This window comes from Ferrovibrio sp. GW821-FHT12F09, assembly GCF_058806775.1.
Genome location: NZ_JBXAPZ010000002.1, coordinates 876661 through 898656 on the forward strand (window position 1 = coordinate 876661; position 21996 = coordinate 898656).

Consider the following 21996-nt stretch of genomic DNA (forward strand, 5'->3'; position numbering starts at 1 on the left):
CTAAACCGGTCACATTCCGCTGCCAAACCCCGCCTGCCATCGTTAGGACGGCATGCTTTCCCTGTTTCCGGACCTGTAAACTCGTACCCATGGCCCCCCGTAAGCCGCGCCGCGCACCCCAGAAGACCTCCTCATCCGGCCGCAAACGCCGGATCCTGCCGACATTCGGGCAAGGCTGGCTGGGGCGGCTTGGCCGCTATGGCCTGCTGGCCGGTATCTGGGGCCTGGTCGTCGTGGGCGGCCTGCTCGCCTGGTATGCCTATGACCTGCCCGATTTCGAAGACCTTTATATCGTCGAGCGCAAAAGCTCGGTGACGCTGAAGGCCGCCGACGGCATGGTGCTGGCCACCTATGGCGACCTCTATGGCGAGCACCAAGCGCTGAAGGCCCTGCCGCCCAGCCTGCCGCAGGCGCTGATGGCCACCGAAGATCGCCGCTTCTATAGCCATTTCGGTATCGACCCGATCGGTCTCGCGCGCGCCACCTGGGCCAACCTGCGCGCCGGCCGCACCGTGCAGGGCGGTTCGACCCTGACGCAGCAGCTGGCCAAGAATGTCTTCCTCAGCCCGAACCGCACGCTGAAACGAAAAGTGCAGGAACTGATGCTGGCCTTCCGCCTGGAGCATCGCTTCAGCAAGGACCAGATCCTGGAGATGTATCTCAACCGCGTTTATTTCGGCGCCGGCGCCTATGGCGTCGAAGCCGCTGCACAGCGCTATTTCGACAAGCCGGCGGCCAAGCTCTCGCTGGGCGAAAGCGCCATGCTGGTCGGCCTGCTGAAAGCGCCGTCGCGGCTGGCGCCGACCGGCAACATCAAGTCGGCGCAGGCGCGTAGCGCCCAGGTGCTGCGCAATATGGCCGAGGCCGGCTACATCACCACGGAAGCGGCCGAAGCCGCGATCACCAAGCCGACGCAGCTGGCGCGCTCGCGCCTGCCGCTGCCCAATGCGCGCTATTTCGCCGACTGGGTGATCGACGAGGTCTACCAGCTGGTCGGCCGCGACCATACCGACCTCACGGTCTGGACCACCCTGGACAGCCGCCTGCAGGGCGGCGCCGAACGCTCTGTCGGCACGCTGATGGATCGCGAGGCGGAAAAGCAGGATGTCGACCAGGCCGCCCTGGTGGCGCTGGCGCCCGATGGGGCGGTGCGCGCCATGGTCGGCGGCCGCGACTATATCGACAGTCCGTTCAATCGCGCGACCCAGGCTCGCCGCCAGCCCGGCTCGGCCTTCAAGCCGCTGGTCTTCCTCACCGCGCTGGAACAGGGCATCCGCCCCGACGACCAGTTCATCGACCAGCCCATCGAGGTCGCCGGCTGGAAGCCGCGCAACTATGACGGCCAGTATCACGGCGCCATGACCATGCGCGAAGCGGTGGCACGGTCGATCAACACCGTCGCCGTGCAGGTGGATGAAAAGGTCGGTCGCGACAAGGTGATCGAGACGGCGCGCCGGCTTGGCATCACCAGCGACCTGAAGCCGCATCCATCCCTGGCCCTCGGCGCCTTTGAAGTGGGCGTGCTTGAGCTGACTGCCGCCTATGCCGCCTTTGCCAATGGCGGGTATGCCGTGCAGCCTTATGGCGTGATCGAAATCCGCGACAACCAGAATGTCGTGCTGTTCCGTCGCGATACCGGCGGTGCCTACGCCCATATGATCGGCGCCGATGCGCTGGGCGACCTGAACGATATGCTGCGGGGCGTTATCGAGCGCGGATCGGGCCGCGCCGCCGCCATCGGCCGCCCGGCGGCCGGCAAGACTGGGACGACCTCGGATTATCGCGATGCCTGGTTCGTCGGTTACACCCCCGATCTGGTGACCTCGGTCTGGGTCGGCAACGACGACAACTCGCCGACCAAAAAAGTCAGCGGCGCAGGCTTGCCTTCGCAAATCTGGCGGGCCTTCATGTCCGACGCCATGAAGGGACGTCCTGTCAGCGACCTGCCCCAGCCGCCGAGCCGCAGCTTCAGCCTGCCCTCGCTGTGGGACCGCCTTGTCGGCAGCTTCGGCAGCAGCCCGGCGCAGGCGCGCCAGCCCGCCGCCGTTCCACCACCGCCGCGCAGCCATATCGAACCTGCCGCCCCGCCGCCATCGGAGCGGCCGCCCTCGCCCGTCCAGCAATTCGCCGAGCCGCAGATGATCTGGCAGGTCGGGCCCCAGCCGGTGCGACCCTGATGCGATATCTCGCTGGTTTTCTGATCCTGCTCTCGGCAGCATGCGTCGCCATGGACGGCCATGCCATCGACAATGTCGCCAACCAGCAAGTCACCTTCACCTCCAATGACGGTTCGGTGCTGGCCGGGACCCTGACCATGCCGAGCAACCTGGCCGGCAAGATTCCGGCCATGGTGCTGCTGCAAGGCAGCGGACCGACCGATCGCGACGGCAACCAGCCCCCGGCGGTGCGCATCGATCTGCTACGCCAGGTCGCCGACAGCATGGCGCAGCAGGGCATTGCCACGCTGCGCTACGACAAGCGCGGCATGCATGCCAATGCCGCCGGCCTGCCGACCAGTCCGGACAGCTATGCGACTTATTTCAGCTGGGACCGCTTCGTCGACGACGCCTATGCCGCCTATGCCTTCCTGCGCGCGCAGCCGATGGTAAACATGGAGCAGACCGGCCTGTTCGGACATTCCGAGGGCGGACTGATCGCGCTCGATCTCAGCAACCGGCTGGTGGCCGGTGAAGCGCCGCGCTTCATGGTCCTGGCATCGACGCCGGGACGGCCGTTGGATGTGGTCGTGCGCGAACAGCTGCAACGCCTGCTGATCGATCAAAAGGCCAGCCAGAACCAGCGCAAATTCTTCCTTGAGTCCAACGACCGTATCGCCCGCACCATTCGGGAGACGGGCAAGGTGCCATCCGATGTGCCACCCGGGCTGGTGGCGATCTACCCGTCCTATATCGGACCGTTCTGGCAATCGCAGATGAAACTCGACCCGCCGACCCTGGTGGCGAAATACAGCGGCCCGGTGATGCTGCTGCAGGGCGAAGCGGATCTGCAGGTCTCGGCCGAACGCGATGCGGCGGCACTGGACCGTGCGCTGGCGCAGCGTGAACGCGACGATCATGCGCTGGTGCTGCTGCCGCAGGGCAGCCATAACCTCAAGACCCTGCAAGGCGCCAAGGATCCCGGCCTGCAGGGCGAGATCGATCCGACCGTGCTGACCCGCATGGGCAGCTGGATCCAGGCCCGTCTCAACCGCTAGCGGTCAACCGCCGAGCGCAGCCGCCGCACGATCAGCAGATAGCTGAGCAGTGTGCCTGTCCCCATGGCGGCCATCGTCCAGCTGAGCGGCAGGGCCGTCTCGTTCAGCGCATGGCCGACCGCGATACCGGTGACCGCCGCGCCGCTCATCTGCACGAACCCCATCAGCGAGGCCGCCGCGCCGGCCATATGGGCGAAGGGCTGCAACCCGCCGGCCTGGCCCTGCGGCATGGTGAGGCCGACACCCATGGTGAAGATCATCATCGGACCGATCAGGCTGAACCAGTGGCCTTCGCTGCCCGCCATCCACAGACCCGTTTGCAGCAGCGCCATGCTGACGCCGCCAAGGGCGCAGAGGACCGTGCCCAGCTGCAGCATGGTGTCGACGCCCAGGCGCGCGGTCAGCCGCGTGCCGATAAAACCGCCGATGATGTAACCGACGACGATGAACAGGAAGCAGTAGCCGAACATGGTTTCGGTAACGCCAAACACCGTGCGCAGCGTGAAAGACGAACCGGAAATGAAGGCAAACATGCCGGCATAGGAAAACGCGACGCAGGCAACATAGCCGCGGAAACCGCGATGGCGCGCCATGATCGCAAAGTTGCGCAGCATGGGACCGATGCGGGTCGCCACCGGATTGCGTTGACGGATGCTCTCGGGCAGAAAAACCAGCACGCAGAGGCCGAACAGGCCGCCCGTCGCAGCCATGGCGAAGAAATTCGCCTGCCAGCCGAACCAGCTATGCAGATAGCCGCCCAGGATCGGCGCCACCGCCGGCGTCAGACCCAGTACCATGGCCATCATCGACAGCGCGCGCGCCGCAGCGGCGCCCTCGAACAGGTCGCGTGCGATGGCGCGTCCCAGCACCACACCGGCACAGGCACCCAGTGCCTGCAGGAAACGCCAGGCGACCAGCCATTCGATGCTGGCGGCAAACGCACAGCCGATCGAGGCCAGCGTATAAAGCGCGACGCCGAACAGCAGCACCGGCCGGCGGCCGAACCGGTCGGACGCCGGACCATAGATCAGCTGCATCACTGCAAAGCCGGCCAGAAACGCGCTGAGCGTGAGCTGTACGGCCGCGGCATCCGTATCGAACAGGCCGGTCAGCACCGGCAGGGATGGCAGATACATATCGGTGCTGAGCGGGCCCAGCGCCGTGGCGCAGCCGAGCAGGAACACCAGGGCCGTCGAGTCGCGCGCCAGAGGCCGCCCGGATAGCCTCATGGCGTGCTCTCAGCCCTGCAGATGCAGGGTGGCGCCATGCCGGCGCAGCCAGCCGCGCGCCAGACGCAACTCGGTTTCACCGCCCAGCAGCCTGGCACAGAGCGACCAGAACGCATCGCTGTGGTCCATATGCCGCAGATGGGCCACCTCATGGGCCACCAGATAGCGGCCGATGGCCGGCGGCGCCAGGAGAAGGCGCCAGGAGAAGGACAGGTTGCCATGAGCGGAACAACTGCCCCAGCGACTTTGGGTGTCGCGCACGGTGACGCGCTGCACAGCCACATCGATTCCGGCCGCCATCTCGCGCGCCATGGCGCCGAACTCGTCTCGCGCCCGCCGCTTGAGCCAGTCGCGCAGGCGCCGCGGCAGATGCTCGGCCTGGCCGCTGATATGAATTTCGCTGTTTTCGACCCAGACCCCGCCGCGCGCAGCAGGGCGATGGCGAATGATGTGCGGCGCACCATAAAGCGGGAGGACAGCGCCGTCCTCCCAGGGCTGTGCCGCGGGCCGCTCTTCCTGACGGGCCATGATCCAGGCCACCTGCTCGGTGACGAATCGCTGCCCGGATTTCAGGCTTGCCCGAATTGGAAGCACAAGGACCACCGAACCATCCCGCGGCATAACCCTTAGGAGCATGCGGCGGGCGCGGGCGTCGCGTTTGACCAGGAAGGGGAATGTCTGCGCCCCGACCGTCAGCCGGTCGGCAACGATTTCCACAGGCGCAGAATAAGGCTTGGTCAACGGCCGCCCCTTGTCATATAACCGTCATAAATCTTACGTGCGATCGTCATCGTAGGAACCATAAAAAAGTCGGCCTCCCGACTCAGGGACGGGAATTTCTTTAGCATTGGAGACACCATAATGAAATCGACAGGGAAACTCGCGCGCGTCGCGCTCGCGCTGCTGGCCGGCACAGCCGTCGCCGCAAGCGCCGGCGGCGCCTTTGCCCAGGCCAAGGACAGCCGCATCGAGCTGCAGTTCTGGCATGCGATGACCGGCGCCCTGAACGAACGCGTCAATGACGTGGTCGAGGGTTTCAACAAGGGCCAGGACAAGTACAAGGTCGTTGCCGTCAACAAGGGCAGCTATCCTGAAACCATCACCGCCGCCATGGCGGCGTTCCGCGCCGGCAAGGGCCCGCATGTGGTGCAGGTCCAGGAAGTGGCGACCGGCACGATGATGGCCTCGCGCGCCGCGATCAAGCCGGTGTATGAGCTGATGGCCCAGAACGGCTACAAGTTCGACCCCGGTTCCTACATCACCGCAGTCACCGGCTATTACAGCACCTCGGACGGCAAGATGCTGTCCTATCCGTTCAACTCCTCGACCCCGGTGATGTATTACAACAAGGATGCCTTCAAGAAGGCCGGCCTTGATCCGAATGCGCCGCCGAAGACCTGGCAGGAATTCGAGCCGATGCTGCGCAAGCTGAAGGCTTCGGGCAGCACCTGCCCGTTCCAGTCCAACTGGCAGACCTGGATCCAGCTCGAGAACTTCTCCACGCTGCATAACGTGCCCTTCGCCTCGAAGTCGAATGGCCTGGACGGCTTCGACTCCGAGCTGCAGTTCAACAGCGCCCTGCATGTCCGTCACATCACCAACCTCGCCAACTGGATGAAGGAAGGCCTGATGGTCTATGCCGGCCGCAAGAACGAGCCGAACGCCAAGTTCGTCTCGGGCGAGTGCGCCATCCATATGGAAAGCTCAGCCGGTTACGCCACCTTCGCCCGCGGCGCCAAGTTCGAATGGGGCATCTCCATGCTGCCCTATTACAGCGACGTGCAGGGCGCACCGCAGAACTCGATCATCGGCGGTGCTTCGCTGTGGGTTCTGGGCAAGCACAAGACCGAAGACTACAAGGGCGTTGCCCAGTTCTTCGACTATCTGTCGTCGACCGAGAACCAGGTCTGGTGGCATAAGGCGACCGGTTACCTGCCGATCACGCCGATGGCCTATGAAGCCACCAAGCAGCAGGGCTTCTATACCGCCAATCCGGGTACGGACATCTCCGTGCAGCAGATGGCCCTGAAGCCGCCGACCAACAACTCGAAGGGTCTGCGTCTGGGCAATTTCCTGCAGATCCGCGACGTTATGGACGAGGAAATGGAAGCGATCTGGTCGGGCAAGAAGTCGCCCAAGGAAGCGCTCGACACCGCGGTGGAGCGTGGCAATCGCCTGCTGCGCCAGTTCGAACGCGACAACAAGCGGTCCTGATCGGTTGATTTACCACTCTTAACGGAAGCCCGCGCCTTGACTTTGCAGGGCGCGGGCTTTTCTTTGGCGCTCCATGGAAAAACGAGTCGTATTTGATCACAAGCTGTTGCCGTATCTGCTGCTCGCGCCGCAGATCGCCATCACGCTCATCTTCTTCTTCTGGCCGGCCAGTCAGGCGGTCATACAGTCCGTGCTGCGCGAGGATGCTTTCGGCACACGCAGCGAGTTTGTTGGCCTGGCCAATTTCCTCGCCCTCTTCGAGGACGAGTATTACGTCAACTCCTTCAAGATCACGGCCCTGTTCAGCACGCTGGTCACCGCGCTCGGCCTGTCCATCTCGCTGCTGCTCGCCGTTACCGCCGACCGCCTGGTGCGCGGCGCCACCTTCTACAAGACGCTGCTGATCTGGCCTTATGCCGTGGCGCCCGCTGTCGCCGGCGCGCTCTGGGGTTTCGTCTTCCTGCCCGGCCCCGGCGTCTTCGCCTGGCTGATGCAGAAATTCGGCGTCGACTGGAATTTCTATCTCAACAGCAACCAGGCCATGTTCGTGGTCGTGGTCGCCGCGACCTGGAAGCAGATCTCCTACAACTTCCTGTTCTTCCTCGCCGGCCTGCAGTCGATTCCGAAATCCCTGATCGAAGCGGCCGCCATCGACGGCGCCGGGCCGATCCGCCGCTTCTGGAGCATCGTGTTCCCGCTGCTGTCGCCGACGCTGTTCTTCCTGGTCGTCGTCAACATCGTCTATGCCTTCTTCGAGACCTTCGGTGTCATCCACTCGCTGACCCGCGGCGGCCCGGCCAAGGCCACCGAAATCCTGGTCTACAAGGTCTGGTATGACGGCTTCGAAGCGCAGGACCTGGGTGGTTCGGCAGCGCAGTCCGTCATCCTGATGGTGATCGTGATCGGCCTGACCGTGGTGCAGTTCCGCTACATCGAGCGCAAGGTTCACTACTGATGATCGAGCGCCGCCCCGTCGCCGTATTCACCGGCCACCTGACCCTGATCCTGGCGATCATCATCGTCGCCTTCCCGATCTACCTGGCCGTCATCGCCGCCTCGCATACCATCCAGGATGCGTCGCTGATGCCGCTGCTACCCGGCGCGGAGCTGCTGACCAACACGGCGCGCGCCCTGTTCGACGGCCCGCAGCTGGTCGGCGTCAGCGGCGCCACCCCGGCCATCGTCCTGATGTTGAACAGCCTGATTATGGCGGTGTCGATTGCCGTCGGCAAAATCATCATCTCGCTGCTCTCGGCCTTCGCCATTGTCTATTTCCGTTTCCCGCTGAAGACCTTCTTCTTCTGGATGATCTTCGTCACCCTGATGCTGCCGGTCGAAGTGCGCATCATCCCGACCTACAAGATCGTCGCCGATCTGGGCCTGCTGGATACCTATACCGGCCTGGTGCTGCCGCTGATCGCCTCGGCCACCGCCACCTTCCTGTTCCGCCAGTTCTTCATGACGGTGCCGGACGAACTGGTGGAAGCGGCCCGCATCGACGGTGCCGGCCCCCTGCGGTTCTTCTGGGACATCCTGGTGCCACTGACCCGCACCAGCATCGCCGCCATGTTCGTGATCCAGTTCATTTACGGCTGGAACCAATATCTGTGGCCGTTGCTGATCGCGTCGGACAGCAAATACCAGACCATCGTGCTGGCCATCGGCCGCCTCGTGCGCGCACCGGACGCCTACCTGGAATGGCCGGTCATCATGGGTATGGCCGTGCTGGCCCTGTTGCCGCCGGTTATGGTGGTGGTGCTGATGCAGCGCTGGTTCGTCAAAGGTCTTGTTGAAACTGAAAAGTGAGCGCCCTCATGGCGAAGGTGACGCTGAAAAGCGTAAAAAAGAACTACGGTCCTGTTAAGGCCATCCACGGCGTTGACATGGAGATCAAGGATGGCGAGTTCATCGTCATCGTCGGTCCGTCCGGCTGCGGAAAATCCACCCTGCTGCGCATGATCGCCGGCCTGGAGGCGATTTCGGGCGGCGAGATCCTGATCGGCGACCGCGTGGTCAACAACGTCGAGCCGGCCGACCGCGACATCGCCATGGTGTTCCAGAATTACGCGCTCTATCCGCATATGAGCGTGTATGAAAACATGTCCTATGGCCTGCGCATCCGCGGCATGGACAAGGCCGATATCGAAAAGCGCGTTCAGCGTGCCGCTGAAATCCTGCAGCTGCAGCCCTATCTGCAGCGCAGGCCGCGCGAACTCTCCGGCGGCCAGCGCCAGCGCGTGGCCATGGGCCGCGCCATCGTGCGCGAACCCAGCGTGTTCCTGTTCGACGAACCGCTGTCGAACCTGGATGCCAAGCTGCGCGTGCAGATGCGGCTGGAGATCAAGCGCCTGCACCAGCAGCTGGGCGTGACCTCGGTGTATGTGACGCATGACCAGGTGGAAGCCATGACGCTGGCCGACCGCCTGGTGGTGATGAACCAGGGCCGGGCTGACCAGATCGGCACGCCGAGCGATGTCTACAACCATCCGGCCACCACCTATGTCGGCGGCTTCATCGGTTCGCCGGCCATGAACTTCATCAAATGCCGGGTCGAATCTGGCACCGGCGGTGGCCCCAGGGCCGTACTGGCCGATGGCACAACCCTGGTGCTGCCGGCGGCCTGGACAATGCCAGCGGGCAACTATGCCCTCGGCCTGCGGCCCGAGCATTTCCGCCTGGTCCGCAGCGGCGAGACCCCGCATCTGCAGCTCAATGTCGATGTTGCCGAAGAGCTCGGCGCCGATACCCTGCTGCATGGCAAGATTGCCGGCGAAGAGATCGTGGTGCGCGTGCCGAGCCAGTCGGGCTATCACGACAATTCCAAGCCCGGTCTGGTGGTGGACACCGCGCGGGCGCATCTGTTCGACTCCGAAAGCGGCCTGCGCGTCGCCGTCTGACCGACTATCTCGGCCGGATCAGTTCAGATCGATGGTGCCCAGCGGGGAATCCGTGCGCAGCAGATTCGGCCGCGCTTCCTCGGCCGTGCGGCTGAGCGCACTGCAGCTATAGGTCACCCGGACCGGGGCTGCCAGCGAACAGGAATACAGGTCAGTCCGGTTCAGGGTCAGCTGCGGATCGCCACAGTGTTTCTGCACCAGCGCCCGCACCTGCTCGGCCTTATGGGTCAGCCGGTTATAGCAGACCGAAAAATACGGCCGGCCCGTGCGGGGATCGTTCATCGGCTCGCCAAGGCCGATTTCCATCTTGCTGCTGTCGCCGGGAACCCAGCGCCCGAGGTAATACGGGTCGGTTGCCGCGCCGGTACAGCCGGCCAGAACCGCAGCAAGAATGAGGACGCCGATGACCTGTCTGGACATGGGCGCTACTTTGCCGCGCCGCCCCGGGAACGGCAAGCCCGGCCCCTGACAAATCCGTCTTACTTCGGGCATAATTCCTTGAGATACAGGGCCGTTCTTCGAGTCCTGATGACAATGGAAACAGCATGACCTGGCGCGGCAAGACGGTGGTTGTCACCGGTGGAATGGGGTTCATCGGCTCGAATCTGGTGCGACGTCTGGCCGCGCAGGGCGCCGCCGTGACCGTGATCGACCGCATGCTGGCGCAATACGGCGCCAATCCCTTCAACCTCTCCGACCTGCCGGCACCGGTCGCACTGATCGAGGCCGATATTGGCGCTGAGGGCGCATTTGCCGACAGCATCGGCCAGGCCGCCGTGATCTTCAATCTGGCCGGCCAGACCTCGCATATGGACTCGATGCAACAGCCGCTGGAAGACATGCGGCTGAACCAGGAGGCCAATCTGCGCTTCCTGGAGCTGGTGCGTCGGGTCAATCCGCAGGCACGCCTGATATTCAGCTCGACGCGGCAGTTCTACGGCCCGCCCCGCTATCTGCCGGTCGACGAGGCCCATCCGATCGCGCCGCCGGATATCAACGGCATCCACAAATATGCCGCCGAGGCCTATCACATGCTCTATGCGCGCGTGCATGGCATGCGCACGACGGCCCTGCGGCTGACCAACGTGTTCGGCCCGCGCATGCGCATCAGGGATGCCAAGCAGACGTTTCTTGGCATCTGGGTCCGCCACGCGATCCAGAACACCCGGTTCGAGGTCTGGGGCGGCGAGCAGAAGCGCGACTTCACCTATGTCGAGGACATGGTGGATGCGCTGCTGGCGGCCGCCGACAGCGAGGCCGCCATCGGGCAGGTCTACAATATCGGCGGCTGTCCGCCGGTATCGCTGCTCGAACTGGCCGACCTGTTGATCGGCATCGCCGGCAGCGGCGGCTTCGACCGCAAGGTCTTTCCGGCCGAACGCAAGAAAATCGATATCGGCGACTATGTCGCCGATGATCGCGCCTTCCGCGCCGCCACCGGCTGGCAGCCGAAGACCACGCTGGCCGAAGGACTGCAGCAGACCGTTGCGTATTACCGCACGCATGCGGCCCATTACCTGTGAGCCCATTTACTGATGAGAATGCGCCGATGATTCCGCAGACCAACCCGAAAGCCTCCTACCTGGCGCAGCGCGAGGACATCGACGCCGCCATCCGCCGCGTGCTGGAAAACGGCTGGTATATCCAGGGCGAGGAAGTCGCCGCCTTCGAGAAGGAATTCGCGGCCTATACGGGCAGCCAGCATGCCGTGGCCGTGGCCAGCGGCACCGATGCGCTGATCGTCGCCCTGCGCGGCTTCGGCGTCGGGCCCGGCAATGCCGTCATCACGGTATCCCATACGGCGGTCGCCACCGTTTCGGCCATCGAGCTGGTCGGCGCCACGCCGGTGCTGATCGACAGCGACGACCACTACACCATGTCGGTGGCGGCCCTGGAGGCTGTGCTGAAATCCTGGCCGGCCGGGACGCCGAAACCCAAGGCGGTCATTCCCGTGCATCTCTACGGCCAGCCGGCGGCCATGCCCGAGATCGCCGCCATCGCACAGCAGCATGGCCTGCTGCTGCTGGAAGACAACGCCCAGGCCCATGGCGCCACCGTGGACGGCCGCATGGTCGGCCGCTGGGGCAAGGCCGCAGCCTACAGTCTCTATCCGACCAAGAATCTCGGCGCCATCGGCGATGGCGGCATCATCACCACCGACGATGCGGCACTGGCCGAGACGCTGCGGGCGCTACGCGAGTATGGCTGGCGCGAGCGCTATATCAGCGCCATCAGCGGCATGAACAGCCGGCTCGATCCGCTGCAAGCCGCCATCCTTCGCGTCAAGCTGACCCGGCTGGCCCAGGATACCGACCGCCGCCGCGCCATCGCCGCACGCTACGATGCCGGCCTGGCAGGCTTGAGCGGCCTGAAGACGCCGGTGCCGCGCAAGGGCGCCGCTCCGGCCTATCATCTCTATGTGATCGATGCCGGCAGCCGCCGCGACGACCTGCAGGCGAAGCTGAAGGACCGCGGCGTCGGCACACTGATCCATTATCCGGTGCCGGTGCATCTGCAGCCGGCCTACAAGGACCGCGTGCCGCTCGGACCCGGCGGCCTGCCGAATACCGAACGCGCGGCAAAGAGCGTGCTCAGCCTGCCGCTCTATCCGCAGCTCAGCGATGCCGATGTCGATACGGTGATTGCCGCAGTGAAGGACGTGTGGAAAGCCTGACCTAGGCCGAGCGCGTGATCAGGATGACCCCGACGCAGACCAGCGCAATGCCGGCCACCTTGGGCATCGACAGCGGCTCGTTGAACAGCCAATAACCCAGCAGCGCCACCAGCACGTAAGACAGCGCCACACTGGGGAAAGCGATCGAAACCGGAATCTTGCGCAGCGCGTACATGTAGCACAGCGCCGCGGCGAAATAGAGCGCAAGGCCGATGATCGACTGTGGCGACAGGAACTGCTGCAGCAGGGTCTCGCCCGACGCGCCGGACTTCAACAGGATCTGGCCGCCGACGCCCAGCAGGATGCCGGCCACCAGCGCCACATAGAACCAGGTCATGGCGCATCTCCGGGTCTGTCGGCCAGAGCGTTGCGCTCGACGTCACGCACAATGAACTGCGGCTTCTTGTTGATGGTGAGGAACAGGCGGCCGAGATATTCGCCCACCAGGCCCAGCATGATGAGCTGAACGCCGGCCAGCAGCAGGATCGCCGCCATCACCGAGGCATAGCCCTGCGGCGTGCGGCCACTGATCGCCTCGATCAGGATGACGACGAAGACCAGCAGGCCGAGCCCGGCCATGACGAAGCCGACCAGTGTGCCGATACGCAGCGGCATGACCGAGAAATTCAGGAACATCGACATGAACAGCCGCACCAGGCGGCGGATCGTGTAGTTGCTCTGGCCCTCGGCCCGCGGCAGATGGTGCACCTGCAGGCGGCCGATATTCTGCGTCACCTGCATGACCAGGCCATCGACATAGGGGAACGGTCCGGTATGCGACAAGATATTGCGCGCCGTGAATGCGCTCATGCAGCGGAAACTGGAGAGATACAGGCCCTTGGGCTTGTCGAGCAAATGGTCGGCGCACCAGTTGGTGAAGCGGCTGCCCAGATTGCGCCAGGCAGCATGCTGCTTGTCGGCATAGTAGGTGTAGACGACGTCGTATTTGTTGTCTTTGGCGTATTGCCACAGCCGCACGACTTCCTCGGGCGGATTCTGCAGATCGTCGTCCATGTTGATGATGTATTCGCCGCGGGCATGGCTCAGTCCCGCCATCACGGCATTATGCTCGCCGAAATTCCGCGCCAGGTTCACTACGGTCAGCGCCACGGCGTTCCTGCGGCACAGCTCGCGGCAGACCTCCAGCGAATTGTCGGGGCTGCAGTCGTTGACCAGCACGATCTCGTGGCCGCCAGACACCTCCAGCTTTGCCAGGGCTTCAACCAGGGTCGGCACGCTGGTGGCACCATTGTAGACCGGCACCACAATCGACAGGGCGAAGGCGGGTGCCGCCTGCGGCGCGCCGGAGAATGCTGTTGCGGTCATCTGCTGGTCGATCATGCTTTTCTGGCCTGTACCCAAACCGAACCGCCGAACGGCAGCCGCAGCCCCATCCGGGCCAGATGCCGTTCCAGCGCGGTGACGGCAAAAAAGAGCTTGTCCTGCCAGGCCGGGAAAGGCCGCACATCGCTGCTGCCCTGCTCCGTCCCGCCCGAGCCTCTGGCCGTCAGCCGGTGCAGCAGCATTAACGGAAACAGCAGGCTGTTCCAATAGCCGCAGCGCACCGCCCCGTAGCCCGCCGCCTCCAGCATGGCCTGTGTGCCGCCGGCGGTATAGCGCCGCGCATTGTGGACATGGGCATCATGGGCCGAGGCCATCCACTGATAGGCCGGCAGATTGAGCAGCAGCAGGCCGCCCGGCTTCAGGCAGCGCCGGAACTCGGCCAGGGCCGCCGTCTGGTCGACCCCGGCATGGCACAGCACATCGGCACTGACCACCGCATCAAAGCTGGCATCGGCATAGGGCATGGCGTTGACGGAACCGACCTCGACAGCCAGACCGGTCTTCTGGCGCGCCAGCCCGGCCGCTTCGGCATCGTATTCCAGGCCGCTCAGCTGCAGGGCGGGCACCATGCCGGATATACGGGCGAGCAGGCCGCCGGTGCCGCAGCCGGCGTCCAGCAGCCGCGCACCGACCGGCAGGCCGGCGGCGCCCAGACGGTCGATCAATCCGGCATGCAGAGCCCGGTACCACCACATGGTGGTCTCCAGCATCGCCATCCGGTGGTATTCAACCCGCTCCATGCATCCTGACCGTTTTTGAGATAAGTCCCAGTCGTAAGTGAAGATTTACCAAGCCGACCCTAGGCTCCGCCAGTCCGGATTGCTGTAATAGACCCATGAACCAGACCACGCCCCCACCTGATGCCCTGCAAAGACGCGGGCTGGACTGGCCGCGCCTGCTGCACGGCCTGGTGCTGGCGGTCTGTACCTTCTGGATTGCCGGCTATTTCCTGCCGCCGATCAACCACGATACCGCGGTCATCCTGTATATATCCCGCGTCTGGCTCGAAGGCGCCCGGCTCTATGTCGATGCCATCGACATCAACACCCCACTGGTCTTCGTGCTGCATCTGCTGCCCGAGGGCATCTCCAAACTGACCGGCATCGCCGGCACCACCGTGCTGGTCGCCCTGCTCGGCATCGGCATCGGCGCCTCCTTCATCACCTGCCGCGTGGTGCTGAATGCCAGCCTCGATCCCGCCCATGCCACGGCGGATGCGCTGCTGCCGCCCCTGCTGCTGTTCCTGCTGATCGTCTATCCCAACAACATGTTCGCCCAGCGCGAACACATCATGCTGATCCTGGCGATGCCCTATCTGCTGGTGGCCAGCGGACGCGCCGATGGCGAAGACCTGAGCCAGCGCCTGAAAATCGCTACCGGCATCATGGCCGGCCTGGGCTTCGCCATGAAGCCGTATTTCCTCGGCATCCCGCTGTTCGTCGAACTCTATATCGCCAGCCAGATCACCCTGCGGCGCAGCCTGGCCGATCCGGCGCCCTGGGCGGTGCTGGCGGTCTGCGTGGCCCATGCCCTGTTCGCCGTCATCGTCACGCCGGAATATTTCACCGTCGCCCTGCCGCTGGCTCGCGCCTTCTACAGCGAAGTCAGCCAGAACAACTGGTTCAGCCTGGCGCTGGGCGAGAACCTGGCCGCCCCCACCGCGATCCTGCCGCTGCTGGCCATCGCCGCCTTCGGCGCCATGCGCTCGCATATGGCCCGCGTCATTTGCCTGGCCGGTTTCGGCGGCCTGGTCTCGGCCTATGCCCAGGGCAAGGGCTGGCCCTATCACGCCCTTCCGGCCCAGGCCTTCACCCTGCTGCTGGCCGGCACCATCATCGCCTATGTGATGGACCATGTGGTCTGGCCCAAGCGCAGCGACAACCGGCCGGTCAAACTGTTTGCCGCCGCCCTGATGCTGCTGATCTTCTACCAGGAATGCCTGCACAGCCGGCCGTTCTTCAAACAGCTGGAATACCGCGAATCCGATCTGCGGCGCCTGATGCATGTGGTGAAGCAGGAGCGCCGCAACGACCGCATCCTGGTGCTGTCGCCCGGCATCTACCCGCATTTCCCGCTGATCAATTACCTGAAGATGCACATGACCATGCGCTTCGAGAGCACATGGCTGCTGCAGGGCGCCTATGCCGACTGCAAGGAACTGGCGCCGCTGTATAACCCGCCGGAAGCGATGACGGCGGCGGAGCTGTTTGTCTTCCGCACCGTGGCCGAAGATTTCTACAAGAAAAAGCCGTCGCTGCTGATCGTCGACAGCGTCGCCGGCATTCCGCGCTGCCAGGGCGAAACCTTCAATTATCTGGATTACTTCTCGCGCAATCCGCTGTTCGCCAAGCGCTTCGAGGATTACGAAAAGGCGCTGGATTTCGAGCGTTATACGATCTATCGCCGGCGCGACGGGCTGAAATAAGCCGCCAGCCTTCCCGCGTCAGACGTGGAAGCTCTCGCCGCAGCCGCAACGGCCCTTTTCATTGGGATTGCGGAATACGAAACCGGATTGCAGCTTGTCTTCCACCCAGTCGATCTCGGTGCCGAAGATATACATCTGCGCCTTCGGCTCGATCAGGACCGTGACGCCCTTGTCTTCCACCACTTCGTCGAACTTCTCGGCTTCGGCGGCATACTGGATGTCGTAGGACATACCCGAACAGCCCTTGGTCTTGACCGCGATACGCAGGCCAAGCACCGGCTTGTCCGACTGGGCGATCAGCGCGCGAACCCGCTCCGCTGCCGCATCGGTCAGCGTGATCGGTTTGAATTTGGCTACGGCCGTCATCGCATCGCTTCCTTACATCACACCCAGTTCGAGCCTGGCCGCCTCTGACATATGCTCAGGGCTCCACGGCGGATCCCAGACGACATCGACCGTCACTTCGCCGACACCGGCGATGGAGCGGCTTTTCTGCTCCACCTCGGCCGGCATCGACTGGGCGGCCGGACAGTTGGCGGAGGTCAGCGTCATGTCGATCTGGACATCCCGCGCCTCGTTCACCTCAACCTTGTATATAAGGCCCAATTCGTAAATGTTAACCGGTATTTCCGGGTCAAAGACCGTCTTCAGGGCCTCAAGGACCTGTTCCCGAAGCTCTTCCGGGGCCGGAACCGCCTGTTTCTGCTCTGCGCCTGCCGCCGACATCAGCCGAAAATCTCCCTGACCCGCTGCAGGCCGGCGCACAGCGCATCGACCTCAGCCCGCGTATTGTACATCCCGAACGACACCCGAACGGTGGCCGGCACGCCGAAGCGCTCCATCACCGGATGGGCGCAATGCTGGCCCACCCGCACCGCGATGCCCTCGCGGTCAAGGATAGTGCCGATATCGTGCGGGTGAATACTCCCCAGCACAAAAGAGATCACGCCGGTCTTGCCCCGGGCCGTGCCGATGATGCGCAGCGAGTTGATCGCCGACAGCTTCTCGGTGGCATAGGCCAGCAGGTCATGCTCATGGGCGGCAATGGCCTCCAGCCCGATGCTTTCGACATATTCTATGGCGGCACCCAGGCCGACCGCTTCGACGAAAGCCGGGGTACCGGCCTCAAAGCGGTGCGGGATGTCGTTGTATTCGGTCTTGTCGAAGGTCACCGACAGGATCATGTCGCCGCCGCCCTGCCAGGGCGGCATGGTCTCCAGCACCTCGGCCTTGCCATAGAGTACGCCGATGCCGGTGGGACCATAGAGCTTATGGCCGGTGAAGACGTAGAAATCGGCATCCAGCGCCTTCACATCGACGCGCATATGCTGCACGGCCTGACTGCCGTCGATCAGAACCTTCGCGCCCTTCTCATGAGCAACCTTCACGATCTCGGCGACCGGCAGGACGGTGCCCAGCGTATTGGAAACATGGGCGACCGAAACCAGCTTGGTCCTGGGCCCGATCAGCTTGACGAATTCGTCCCAGATCAGGGCGCCGTCATCGTCAATCGGCGCCACCTTCAGCACGACGCCATAGCGCTCGCGCAGGATCTGCCAGGGCACAATATTGGCATGGTGTTCCAGATGGGTGACCAGCACCTCATCGCCGGCTTTCAGATGCTTCCAGCCCCAGCTGTGCGCCACGAGATTGATCGCTTCGGTGGCGTTGCGGGCAAAAACGATCTCGCGGCTGTCGGCGCCGATATAGCGGGCGATGGTGTCGCGGGATTTTTCGTATTCGTCGGTGGCCTGCTGGCTCAGGCTGTAGATGCCGCGATGCACGTTGGCATAGACCCGCTCATACATGCGGGTCATGGCATCGATCACCACGCGCGGCTTCTGGGCGCTGGCACCGCTGTCGAGGAAGACCAGCGGCTTGCCATGCACCTTTTCCGACAGGATCGGGAAATCGGCGCGGATGCGCTCGATATCGAAGGCGACGGTTCTGGTTTTCGGCAGCGCGCTCATCGCACCACCCCTTCAGCCAGCCAGGCCTCGACAAACGTCTCGGCATGGTCGCGCAACGCGCCCTCCGGTACGGCCTCCACCACCTCATAGGCAAAGCCGCTGAGCAGCAGGCGGCGAGCCTCGCCGGCACTGATGCCGCGGGCCTGCATGTAGAAGAGCTGCTGGGCATCCACGTCGCCGATCGAGGCGCCATGGCTGCATTTCACATCATCGGCCAGGATTTCGAGTTCCGGCTTGGTATCGATCTGGGCGCGGTCGCCCAGCAGCAGGGTGCGGCTGAGCTGCTGTGCATCGGTCTTCTGGGCGTGCGGAGCAACCCGGATGCCACCCTGGAACACCGCATGGCCCTGCTCGTCGACCACATGCTTGAACAGCTGGTTGCTGCGGCAGTCGGGCGTGGCATGATGCAGGAACAGGGTGTGGTCCAGATGGGCCGTGCCGCGCGCCAGCACCAGGCCGCGCACATCCACTTCGGCATTGCGGCCGGTATATTCGATGCGCAGTTCGTGCCGCGCCATGGCGCCGCCGGCCTGGACCGAGACATGGGCATAGCGGGCATCGTCGCCCACGGCGACACGGCCCAGTGCCGCGTGATAGCTGGTCGCCGCTTCGCCCTGCAGGCGGATATGGGTGAGCTGTGCACCGGCGCCGAGTTCGATACCGGCAAAGATATTGCTCCAGCCTGCGCCGTCGGTGCCGCCGTCGCGATAGCTTTCGATCAGGGTGGCTTTGGCGTTTTTCCCTAGCCGAACCAAGTGACGCAGGTTGACGAGAGCCGGGGCCCCGAAAGCGACGATCTCGACCGGCTGGTCCAGCATGGCATCGTCCGCCAGCTGCAGCACCATGCCATCGCTGGCAAAGGCCGCATTCAGCTCGCTCAGCGATACCGTGCGGTCTTCCCCGGCGGCTGCCAGAACAGCCGGCAGTGCCTCGCCGGCCTGGCTCAGCGGCAGCAGCGTCACGCCCTTCGGCAGGATGCCGATGCGCGAGGCGGCGGCATCGAAGCGGCCGTTGACGAAAACGAGACGGTGACTGTCTGCAGCCAGGGCCGTGGCCTTCAGGCGCGCGGCATCGACGCTTCCGTCATTGGCCGGCAAGGCCCATTGCTGACGCTCCAGCGCGTTCAGGCCGGTGAATTTCCAGCTTTCCAGCTTCTGGTTCGGCAGGCCAAGACGGCGGAAGGTTTCCAGCGCCGCCTGGCGACGCGCAGCCACCGCCGGCGTCCTGGCGCCGGGCAGGCCTGCGGCCGCCGCTTCATAAGCGCCGGCCAGATGATCGATCAGGGGCAAGGCGGCCATGATGCTGTCCTCAGGCCGCGTCCGCCACGATATCGGCATAGCCCTTGGCTTCCAGCTCAAGCGCCAGTTCCTTGCCGCCGGTCTTGATGATGCGACCGCCGGCCAGCACATGCACGACGTCAGGCACGATATAGTCCAGCAGGCGCTGGTAATGGGTAATCACGAGTGCTGAGCGCTCGGGGCTGCGTAGGGCATTGACGCCTTCGGCCACGACCTTCAGAGCATCGATATCCAGGCCTGAATCCGTTTCATCCAGAATCGCCATGCTGGGCTCCAGCATCAGCATCTGGAACACTTCGTTGCGCTTTTTCTCGCCGCCCGAGAAGCCGACATTGACCGGACGCGAGAGGAACTTCTCGTCCATCTGCAGCTGCTTCATCTTGGCCTTGGCGATTTTCAGGAAATTCATCGCATCCAGGTCAGCCAGGCCGCGATGCTTGCGTACGGCATTGACGGCGGATTTCAGGAAGGTGGCATTGGCCACGCCGGGAATCTCGACCGGATACTGGAAGGCCAGAAACAGGCCTTCGCGGGCGCGCTCTTCCGGTTCCATCACCAGCAGGCTCTGGCCATTGAGAAGGATGTCGCCCTCGGTGACCTCATAGCCGTCGCGGCCGGCGATCACATAGGACAGCGTCGACTTGCCAGACCCATTCGGGCCCATGATGGCATGCACCTCACCCGGATTGATCACCAGGTTGATGCCGCGCAGGATGTCTTTACCGTCGACTTTGGCGTGCAGGTTCTTGATCTCAAGCATGGGGCAATCCTTGGGGCGTAATCTCTAACCGACCGAGCCTTCGAGGCTGACACCCAGCAGCTTCTGGGCTTCGACGGCGAATTCCATCGGCAGCTTCTGCAGCACTTCCTTGCAGAAACCGTTCACGATTGTCGATACAGCATCCTCTTCGGACAGACCGCGCTGGCGGCAGTAAAAGAGCTGGTCGTCGGAAATGCGCGAGGTGGTGGCTTCATGCTCGACCTTGGCCGAGCGGTTCTTCACTTCGATATAGGGCACGGTATGGCCGCCGCAGCGGTCGCCGATCAGCAGGCTGTCGCACTGGGAATAGTTGCGTGCGCCGGTGGCGCCGGGCATCACCCGCACCAGGCCGCGATAGGTGTTCTGCGCCTTGCCGGCCGAGATACCCTTGGAGATGATCGTGGACTTGGTGTTCTTGCCCATATGGATCATCTTCGTGCCGGTATCGGCCTGCTGGGCATTGTTGGCCACAGCCACCGAATAGAACTCACCCACCGAGTCATCGCCCTGCAGGATCACGCTCGGATATTTCCAGGTGATGGCCGAACCGGTTTCCACCTGGGTCCAGCTGATCTTCGAGCGGGCGCCGCGGCAGGCGCCGCGCTTGGTGACGAAATTGTAGATACCGCCCTTGCCGTTCTTGTCGCCCGGATACCAGTTCTGCACCGTGGCATAGCGGATCTCGGCATCTTCCATGCAGACCAGCTCGACCACGGCGGCATGCAGCTGGTTTTCATCGCGCATCGGCGCGGTGCAGCCTTCCAGATAGGAGACGTAGGCGCCCTTGTCGCAGATCAGCAGCGTGCGCTCGAACTGGCCGGTCTTGGCCTCGTTGATGCGGAAATAGGTGCTCAGCTCCATCGGGCAGCGTACGCCCGGCGGTACATAGACGAACGAGCCGTCCGAGAAGACGGCGGAATTCAGCGTGGCATAGAAGTTGTCGGTGACCGGCACAACCGAGCCGAGATACTTCTGCACCAGTTCGGGATATTCGCGCACGGCTTCGGACATCGAGCAGAAGATGATGCCCATATCCTTCAATTTGCCCTTGAAGGTGGTGGCGACCGAGACGCTGTCGAACACGGCATCCACCGCCACGCCGGCCAGGATCTCGCGCTCCTTCAGGGGAATACCGAGCTTCTCATAGGTGGCCAGCAGCTCGGGATCGACCTCATCCAGGCTCTTCAGCGTGTTTTTCTTCGGCGCCGAGTAATAGTGAATGTCCTGGAAATCGATTTCCGGGTAGCTGACCTTGGCCCAGGTCGGCTCGCCCTTTTCCTTGGCCATGCGCAGCCACGCCTTATAGGCACGCAGGCGCCAGTCCAGCATCCACTGCGGCTCGCCCTTCTTGGCCGAGATGAAGCGGACGGTGTCTTCGCTCAGGCCCTTGGGCAGCAGCTCGGACTCGATATCGGTAACGAAGCCGTATTTATAGTCACCGGCCAGGCCTTCGACGGTTTCGATGGTTTGGGCATTGGCAGCCATGGGGCGTGGCTCCGTATTTTAAGCGTTGGGCGCCGGCGCATTGGCGCGCGGCGGCAGGGGACTGAGGAAGTCGTAAGAAGGCCGCGCCAACTCGGCCAGCGTCACGCCTTCCAGCGCGCTGCGGATCGCCGTGTTGATGCGGTTGATGCCGCGGCGCGAAACACAGAGATTCTCGCGGTCGCAGGCGCTCGGCGTGTGATGGTCCGAGCACTGGGTCAGCGCGATCGGACCATCCAGCGCCGTCACGATGGCGGCAACGGAAACCTGCTCCGGCTGCATCGCCAGGCGGTAGCCGCCATGGGCGCCGCGATGGGATACCAGCAGACCGGCGCGGCCGAGCTTGGCCATGATCTTGGCCACTGTCGGTCCCGGCAGGCCCGTAGCCGCCGCCGCATCGGGTGCGTTATGCACGCCCGCGGGTTCGGCGGCGATATGGGCCATCACCATGACGCCGTAATCGGCCAGGCGGCTCAGGCGCAACATGTT

22 protein-coding genes are annotated in these 21996 nt (G+C 63.9%); 9 read left to right on the plus strand and 13 right to left on the minus strand.

Features of this window, described 5'->3' with window-relative positions; genetic code table 11:
• Positions 1-89 precede the first annotated feature (89 nt).
• The gene (locus AC1ROB_RS17365) at positions 90-2177 is read left to right on the plus strand and encodes a transglycosylase domain-containing protein (RefSeq protein ID WP_492969860.1); all 2088 of its coding nucleotides are present in this window, start codon (positions 90-92) and stop codon (positions 2175-2177) included.
• Positions 2177-3214 carry an alpha/beta hydrolase family protein gene (locus AC1ROB_RS17370; RefSeq protein ID WP_492969859.1) on the plus strand — a complete coding sequence of 346 codons (1038 nt, stop codon included), beginning with the start codon at positions 2177-2179 and terminating at the stop codon, positions 3212-3214. Before AC1ROB_RS17365 ends, AC1ROB_RS17370 begins: the two co-directional genes overlap by 1 nt.
• On the opposite strand, the gene AC1ROB_RS17375 is transcribed toward AC1ROB_RS17370, so the two are convergent.
• Positions 3211-4443: a multidrug effflux MFS transporter gene (locus AC1ROB_RS17375; protein WP_492969858.1), complete on the minus strand. Its 1233-nt coding sequence runs from the start codon at positions 4441-4443 to the stop codon at positions 3211-3213. The two genes, AC1ROB_RS17370 and AC1ROB_RS17375, sit on opposite strands and share 4 nt — an antisense overlap.
• Positions 4444-4452: 9 nt before the next feature.
• Entirely contained in the window at positions 4453-5184 is a 732-nt protein-coding gene (locus tag AC1ROB_RS17380; RefSeq protein ID WP_492969857.1) for a M48 family metallopeptidase, read from the minus strand.
• Between the two features lie 120 nt (positions 5185-5304).
• On the opposite strand from AC1ROB_RS17380, the gene ugpB reads away from it, so the two are divergent.
• The 4 genes from ugpB (at position 5305) to AC1ROB_RS17400 (ending at position 9554) form a co-directional block, all read left to right on the plus strand.
• Complete coding sequence (ugpB, locus tag AC1ROB_RS17385) at positions 5305-6657, plus strand: sn-glycerol-3-phosphate ABC transporter substrate-binding protein UgpB (RefSeq protein WP_492969856.1); 1353 nt, start codon at positions 5305-5307, stop codon at positions 6655-6657.
• A 73-nt stretch (positions 6658-6730) separates the two neighbouring features.
• The gene (gene ugpA, locus AC1ROB_RS17390; RefSeq protein WP_492969855.1) at positions 6731-7612 is read left to right on the plus strand and encodes a sn-glycerol-3-phosphate ABC transporter permease UgpA; all 882 of its coding nucleotides are present in this window, start codon (positions 6731-6733) and stop codon (positions 7610-7612) included.
• Positions 7612-8463, plus strand: a complete 852-nt coding sequence (gene ugpE, locus AC1ROB_RS17395) for a sn-glycerol-3-phosphate ABC transporter permease UgpE (protein WP_492969854.1) — start codon at positions 7612-7614, stop codon at positions 8461-8463. Before ugpA ends, ugpE begins: the two co-directional genes overlap by 1 nt.
• On the plus strand, positions 8460-9554 hold the full coding sequence (locus AC1ROB_RS17400; RefSeq protein WP_492969853.1) for a sn-glycerol-3-phosphate import ATP-binding protein UgpC: 1095 nt from the start codon (positions 8460-8462) through the stop codon (positions 9552-9554). Before ugpE ends, AC1ROB_RS17400 begins: the two co-directional genes overlap by 4 nt.
• A gap of 18 nt (positions 9555-9572) precedes the next feature.
• Here AC1ROB_RS17400 and AC1ROB_RS17405 read toward each other — a convergent pair whose 3' ends face one another.
• The gene (locus tag AC1ROB_RS17405; RefSeq protein WP_492969852.1) at positions 9573-9974 is read right to left on the minus strand and encodes a hypothetical protein; all 402 of its coding nucleotides are present in this window, start codon (positions 9972-9974) and stop codon (positions 9573-9575) included.
• 125 nt (positions 9975-10099) lie between these two features.
• Between AC1ROB_RS17405 and AC1ROB_RS17410 the strand changes: the two genes are divergently transcribed.
• Positions 10100-11077, plus strand: a complete 978-nt coding sequence (locus AC1ROB_RS17410; RefSeq protein WP_492969851.1) for an NAD-dependent epimerase/dehydratase family protein — start codon at positions 10100-10102, stop codon at positions 11075-11077.
• 26 nt (positions 11078-11103) lie between these two features.
• Positions 11104-12228 (plus strand): DegT/DnrJ/EryC1/StrS family aminotransferase, encoded by a 1125-nt coding sequence (locus AC1ROB_RS17415; protein ID WP_492969850.1) that lies wholly within the window; start codon positions 11104-11106, stop codon positions 12226-12228.
• A gap of 1 nt (position 12229) precedes the next feature.
• On the opposite strand, the gene AC1ROB_RS17420 is transcribed toward AC1ROB_RS17415, so the two are convergent.
• From AC1ROB_RS17420 to AC1ROB_RS17430, 3 genes are read right to left on the minus strand one after another with little or no spacing between them, the layout of a single operon-like run.
• Positions 12230-12565, minus strand: coding sequence for a DMT family transporter (locus AC1ROB_RS17420; protein ID WP_492969849.1), 336 nt, complete (start codon positions 12563-12565; stop codon positions 12230-12232).
• Complete coding sequence (locus tag AC1ROB_RS17425; protein ID WP_492969848.1) at positions 12562-13569, minus strand: glycosyltransferase family 2 protein; 1008 nt, start codon at positions 13567-13569, stop codon at positions 12562-12564. Before AC1ROB_RS17425 ends, AC1ROB_RS17420 begins: the two co-directional genes overlap by 4 nt.
• Positions 13566-14312, minus strand: a complete 747-nt coding sequence (locus AC1ROB_RS17430; protein ID WP_492969847.1) for a class I SAM-dependent methyltransferase — start codon at positions 14310-14312, stop codon at positions 13566-13568. Before AC1ROB_RS17430 ends, AC1ROB_RS17425 begins: the two co-directional genes overlap by 4 nt.
• 95 nt (positions 14313-14407) lie before the next feature.
• Between AC1ROB_RS17430 and AC1ROB_RS17435 the strand changes: the two genes are divergently transcribed.
• A complete protein-coding gene (locus tag AC1ROB_RS17435) occupies positions 14408-15997 on the plus strand; it encodes a hypothetical protein (protein ID WP_492969846.1) in 1590 nt (529 codons plus the stop codon).
• Positions 15998-16015: 18 nt separating this feature from the next.
• Here AC1ROB_RS17435 and AC1ROB_RS17440 read toward each other — a convergent pair whose 3' ends face one another.
• From AC1ROB_RS17440 to AC1ROB_RS17470, 7 genes are read right to left on the minus strand one after another with little or no spacing between them, the layout of a single operon-like run.
• The gene (locus AC1ROB_RS17440) at positions 16016-16363 is read right to left on the minus strand and encodes a HesB/IscA family protein (RefSeq protein WP_492969845.1); all 348 of its coding nucleotides are present in this window, start codon (positions 16361-16363) and stop codon (positions 16016-16018) included.
• Positions 16364-16375: 12 nt separating this feature from the next.
• Positions 16376-16723 carry an SUF system Fe-S cluster assembly protein gene (locus AC1ROB_RS17445; protein ID WP_492969844.1) on the minus strand — a complete coding sequence of 116 codons (348 nt, stop codon included), beginning with the start codon at positions 16721-16723 and terminating at the stop codon, positions 16376-16378.
• Entirely contained in the window at positions 16723-17967 is a 1245-nt protein-coding gene (locus tag AC1ROB_RS17450; RefSeq protein WP_492969843.1) for a SufS family cysteine desulfurase, read from the minus strand. The genes AC1ROB_RS17445 and AC1ROB_RS17450 overlap by 1 nt, the downstream gene beginning before the upstream one ends.
• On the minus strand, positions 17964-19265 hold the full coding sequence (sufD, locus tag AC1ROB_RS17455) for a Fe-S cluster assembly protein SufD (protein ID WP_492969842.1): 1302 nt from the start codon (positions 19263-19265) through the stop codon (positions 17964-17966). Before sufD ends, AC1ROB_RS17450 begins: the two co-directional genes overlap by 4 nt.
• A 10-nt stretch (positions 19266-19275) precedes the next feature.
• Positions 19276-20025 carry a Fe-S cluster assembly ATPase SufC gene (sufC, locus tag AC1ROB_RS17460; RefSeq protein WP_492969841.1) on the minus strand — a complete coding sequence of 250 codons (750 nt, stop codon included), beginning with the start codon at positions 20023-20025 and terminating at the stop codon, positions 19276-19278.
• A gap of 24 nt (positions 20026-20049) precedes the next feature.
• Positions 20050-21510 carry a Fe-S cluster assembly protein SufB gene (gene sufB, locus AC1ROB_RS17465; RefSeq protein WP_492969840.1) on the minus strand — a complete coding sequence of 487 codons (1461 nt, stop codon included), beginning with the start codon at positions 21508-21510 and terminating at the stop codon, positions 20050-20052.
• Between the two features lie 18 nt (positions 21511-21528).
• On the minus strand, positions 21529-21993 hold the full coding sequence (locus AC1ROB_RS17470; RefSeq protein ID WP_492969839.1) for an SUF system Fe-S cluster assembly regulator: 465 nt from the start codon (positions 21991-21993) through the stop codon (positions 21529-21531).
• Between the last annotated feature and the right edge of the window lie 3 nt (positions 21994-21996).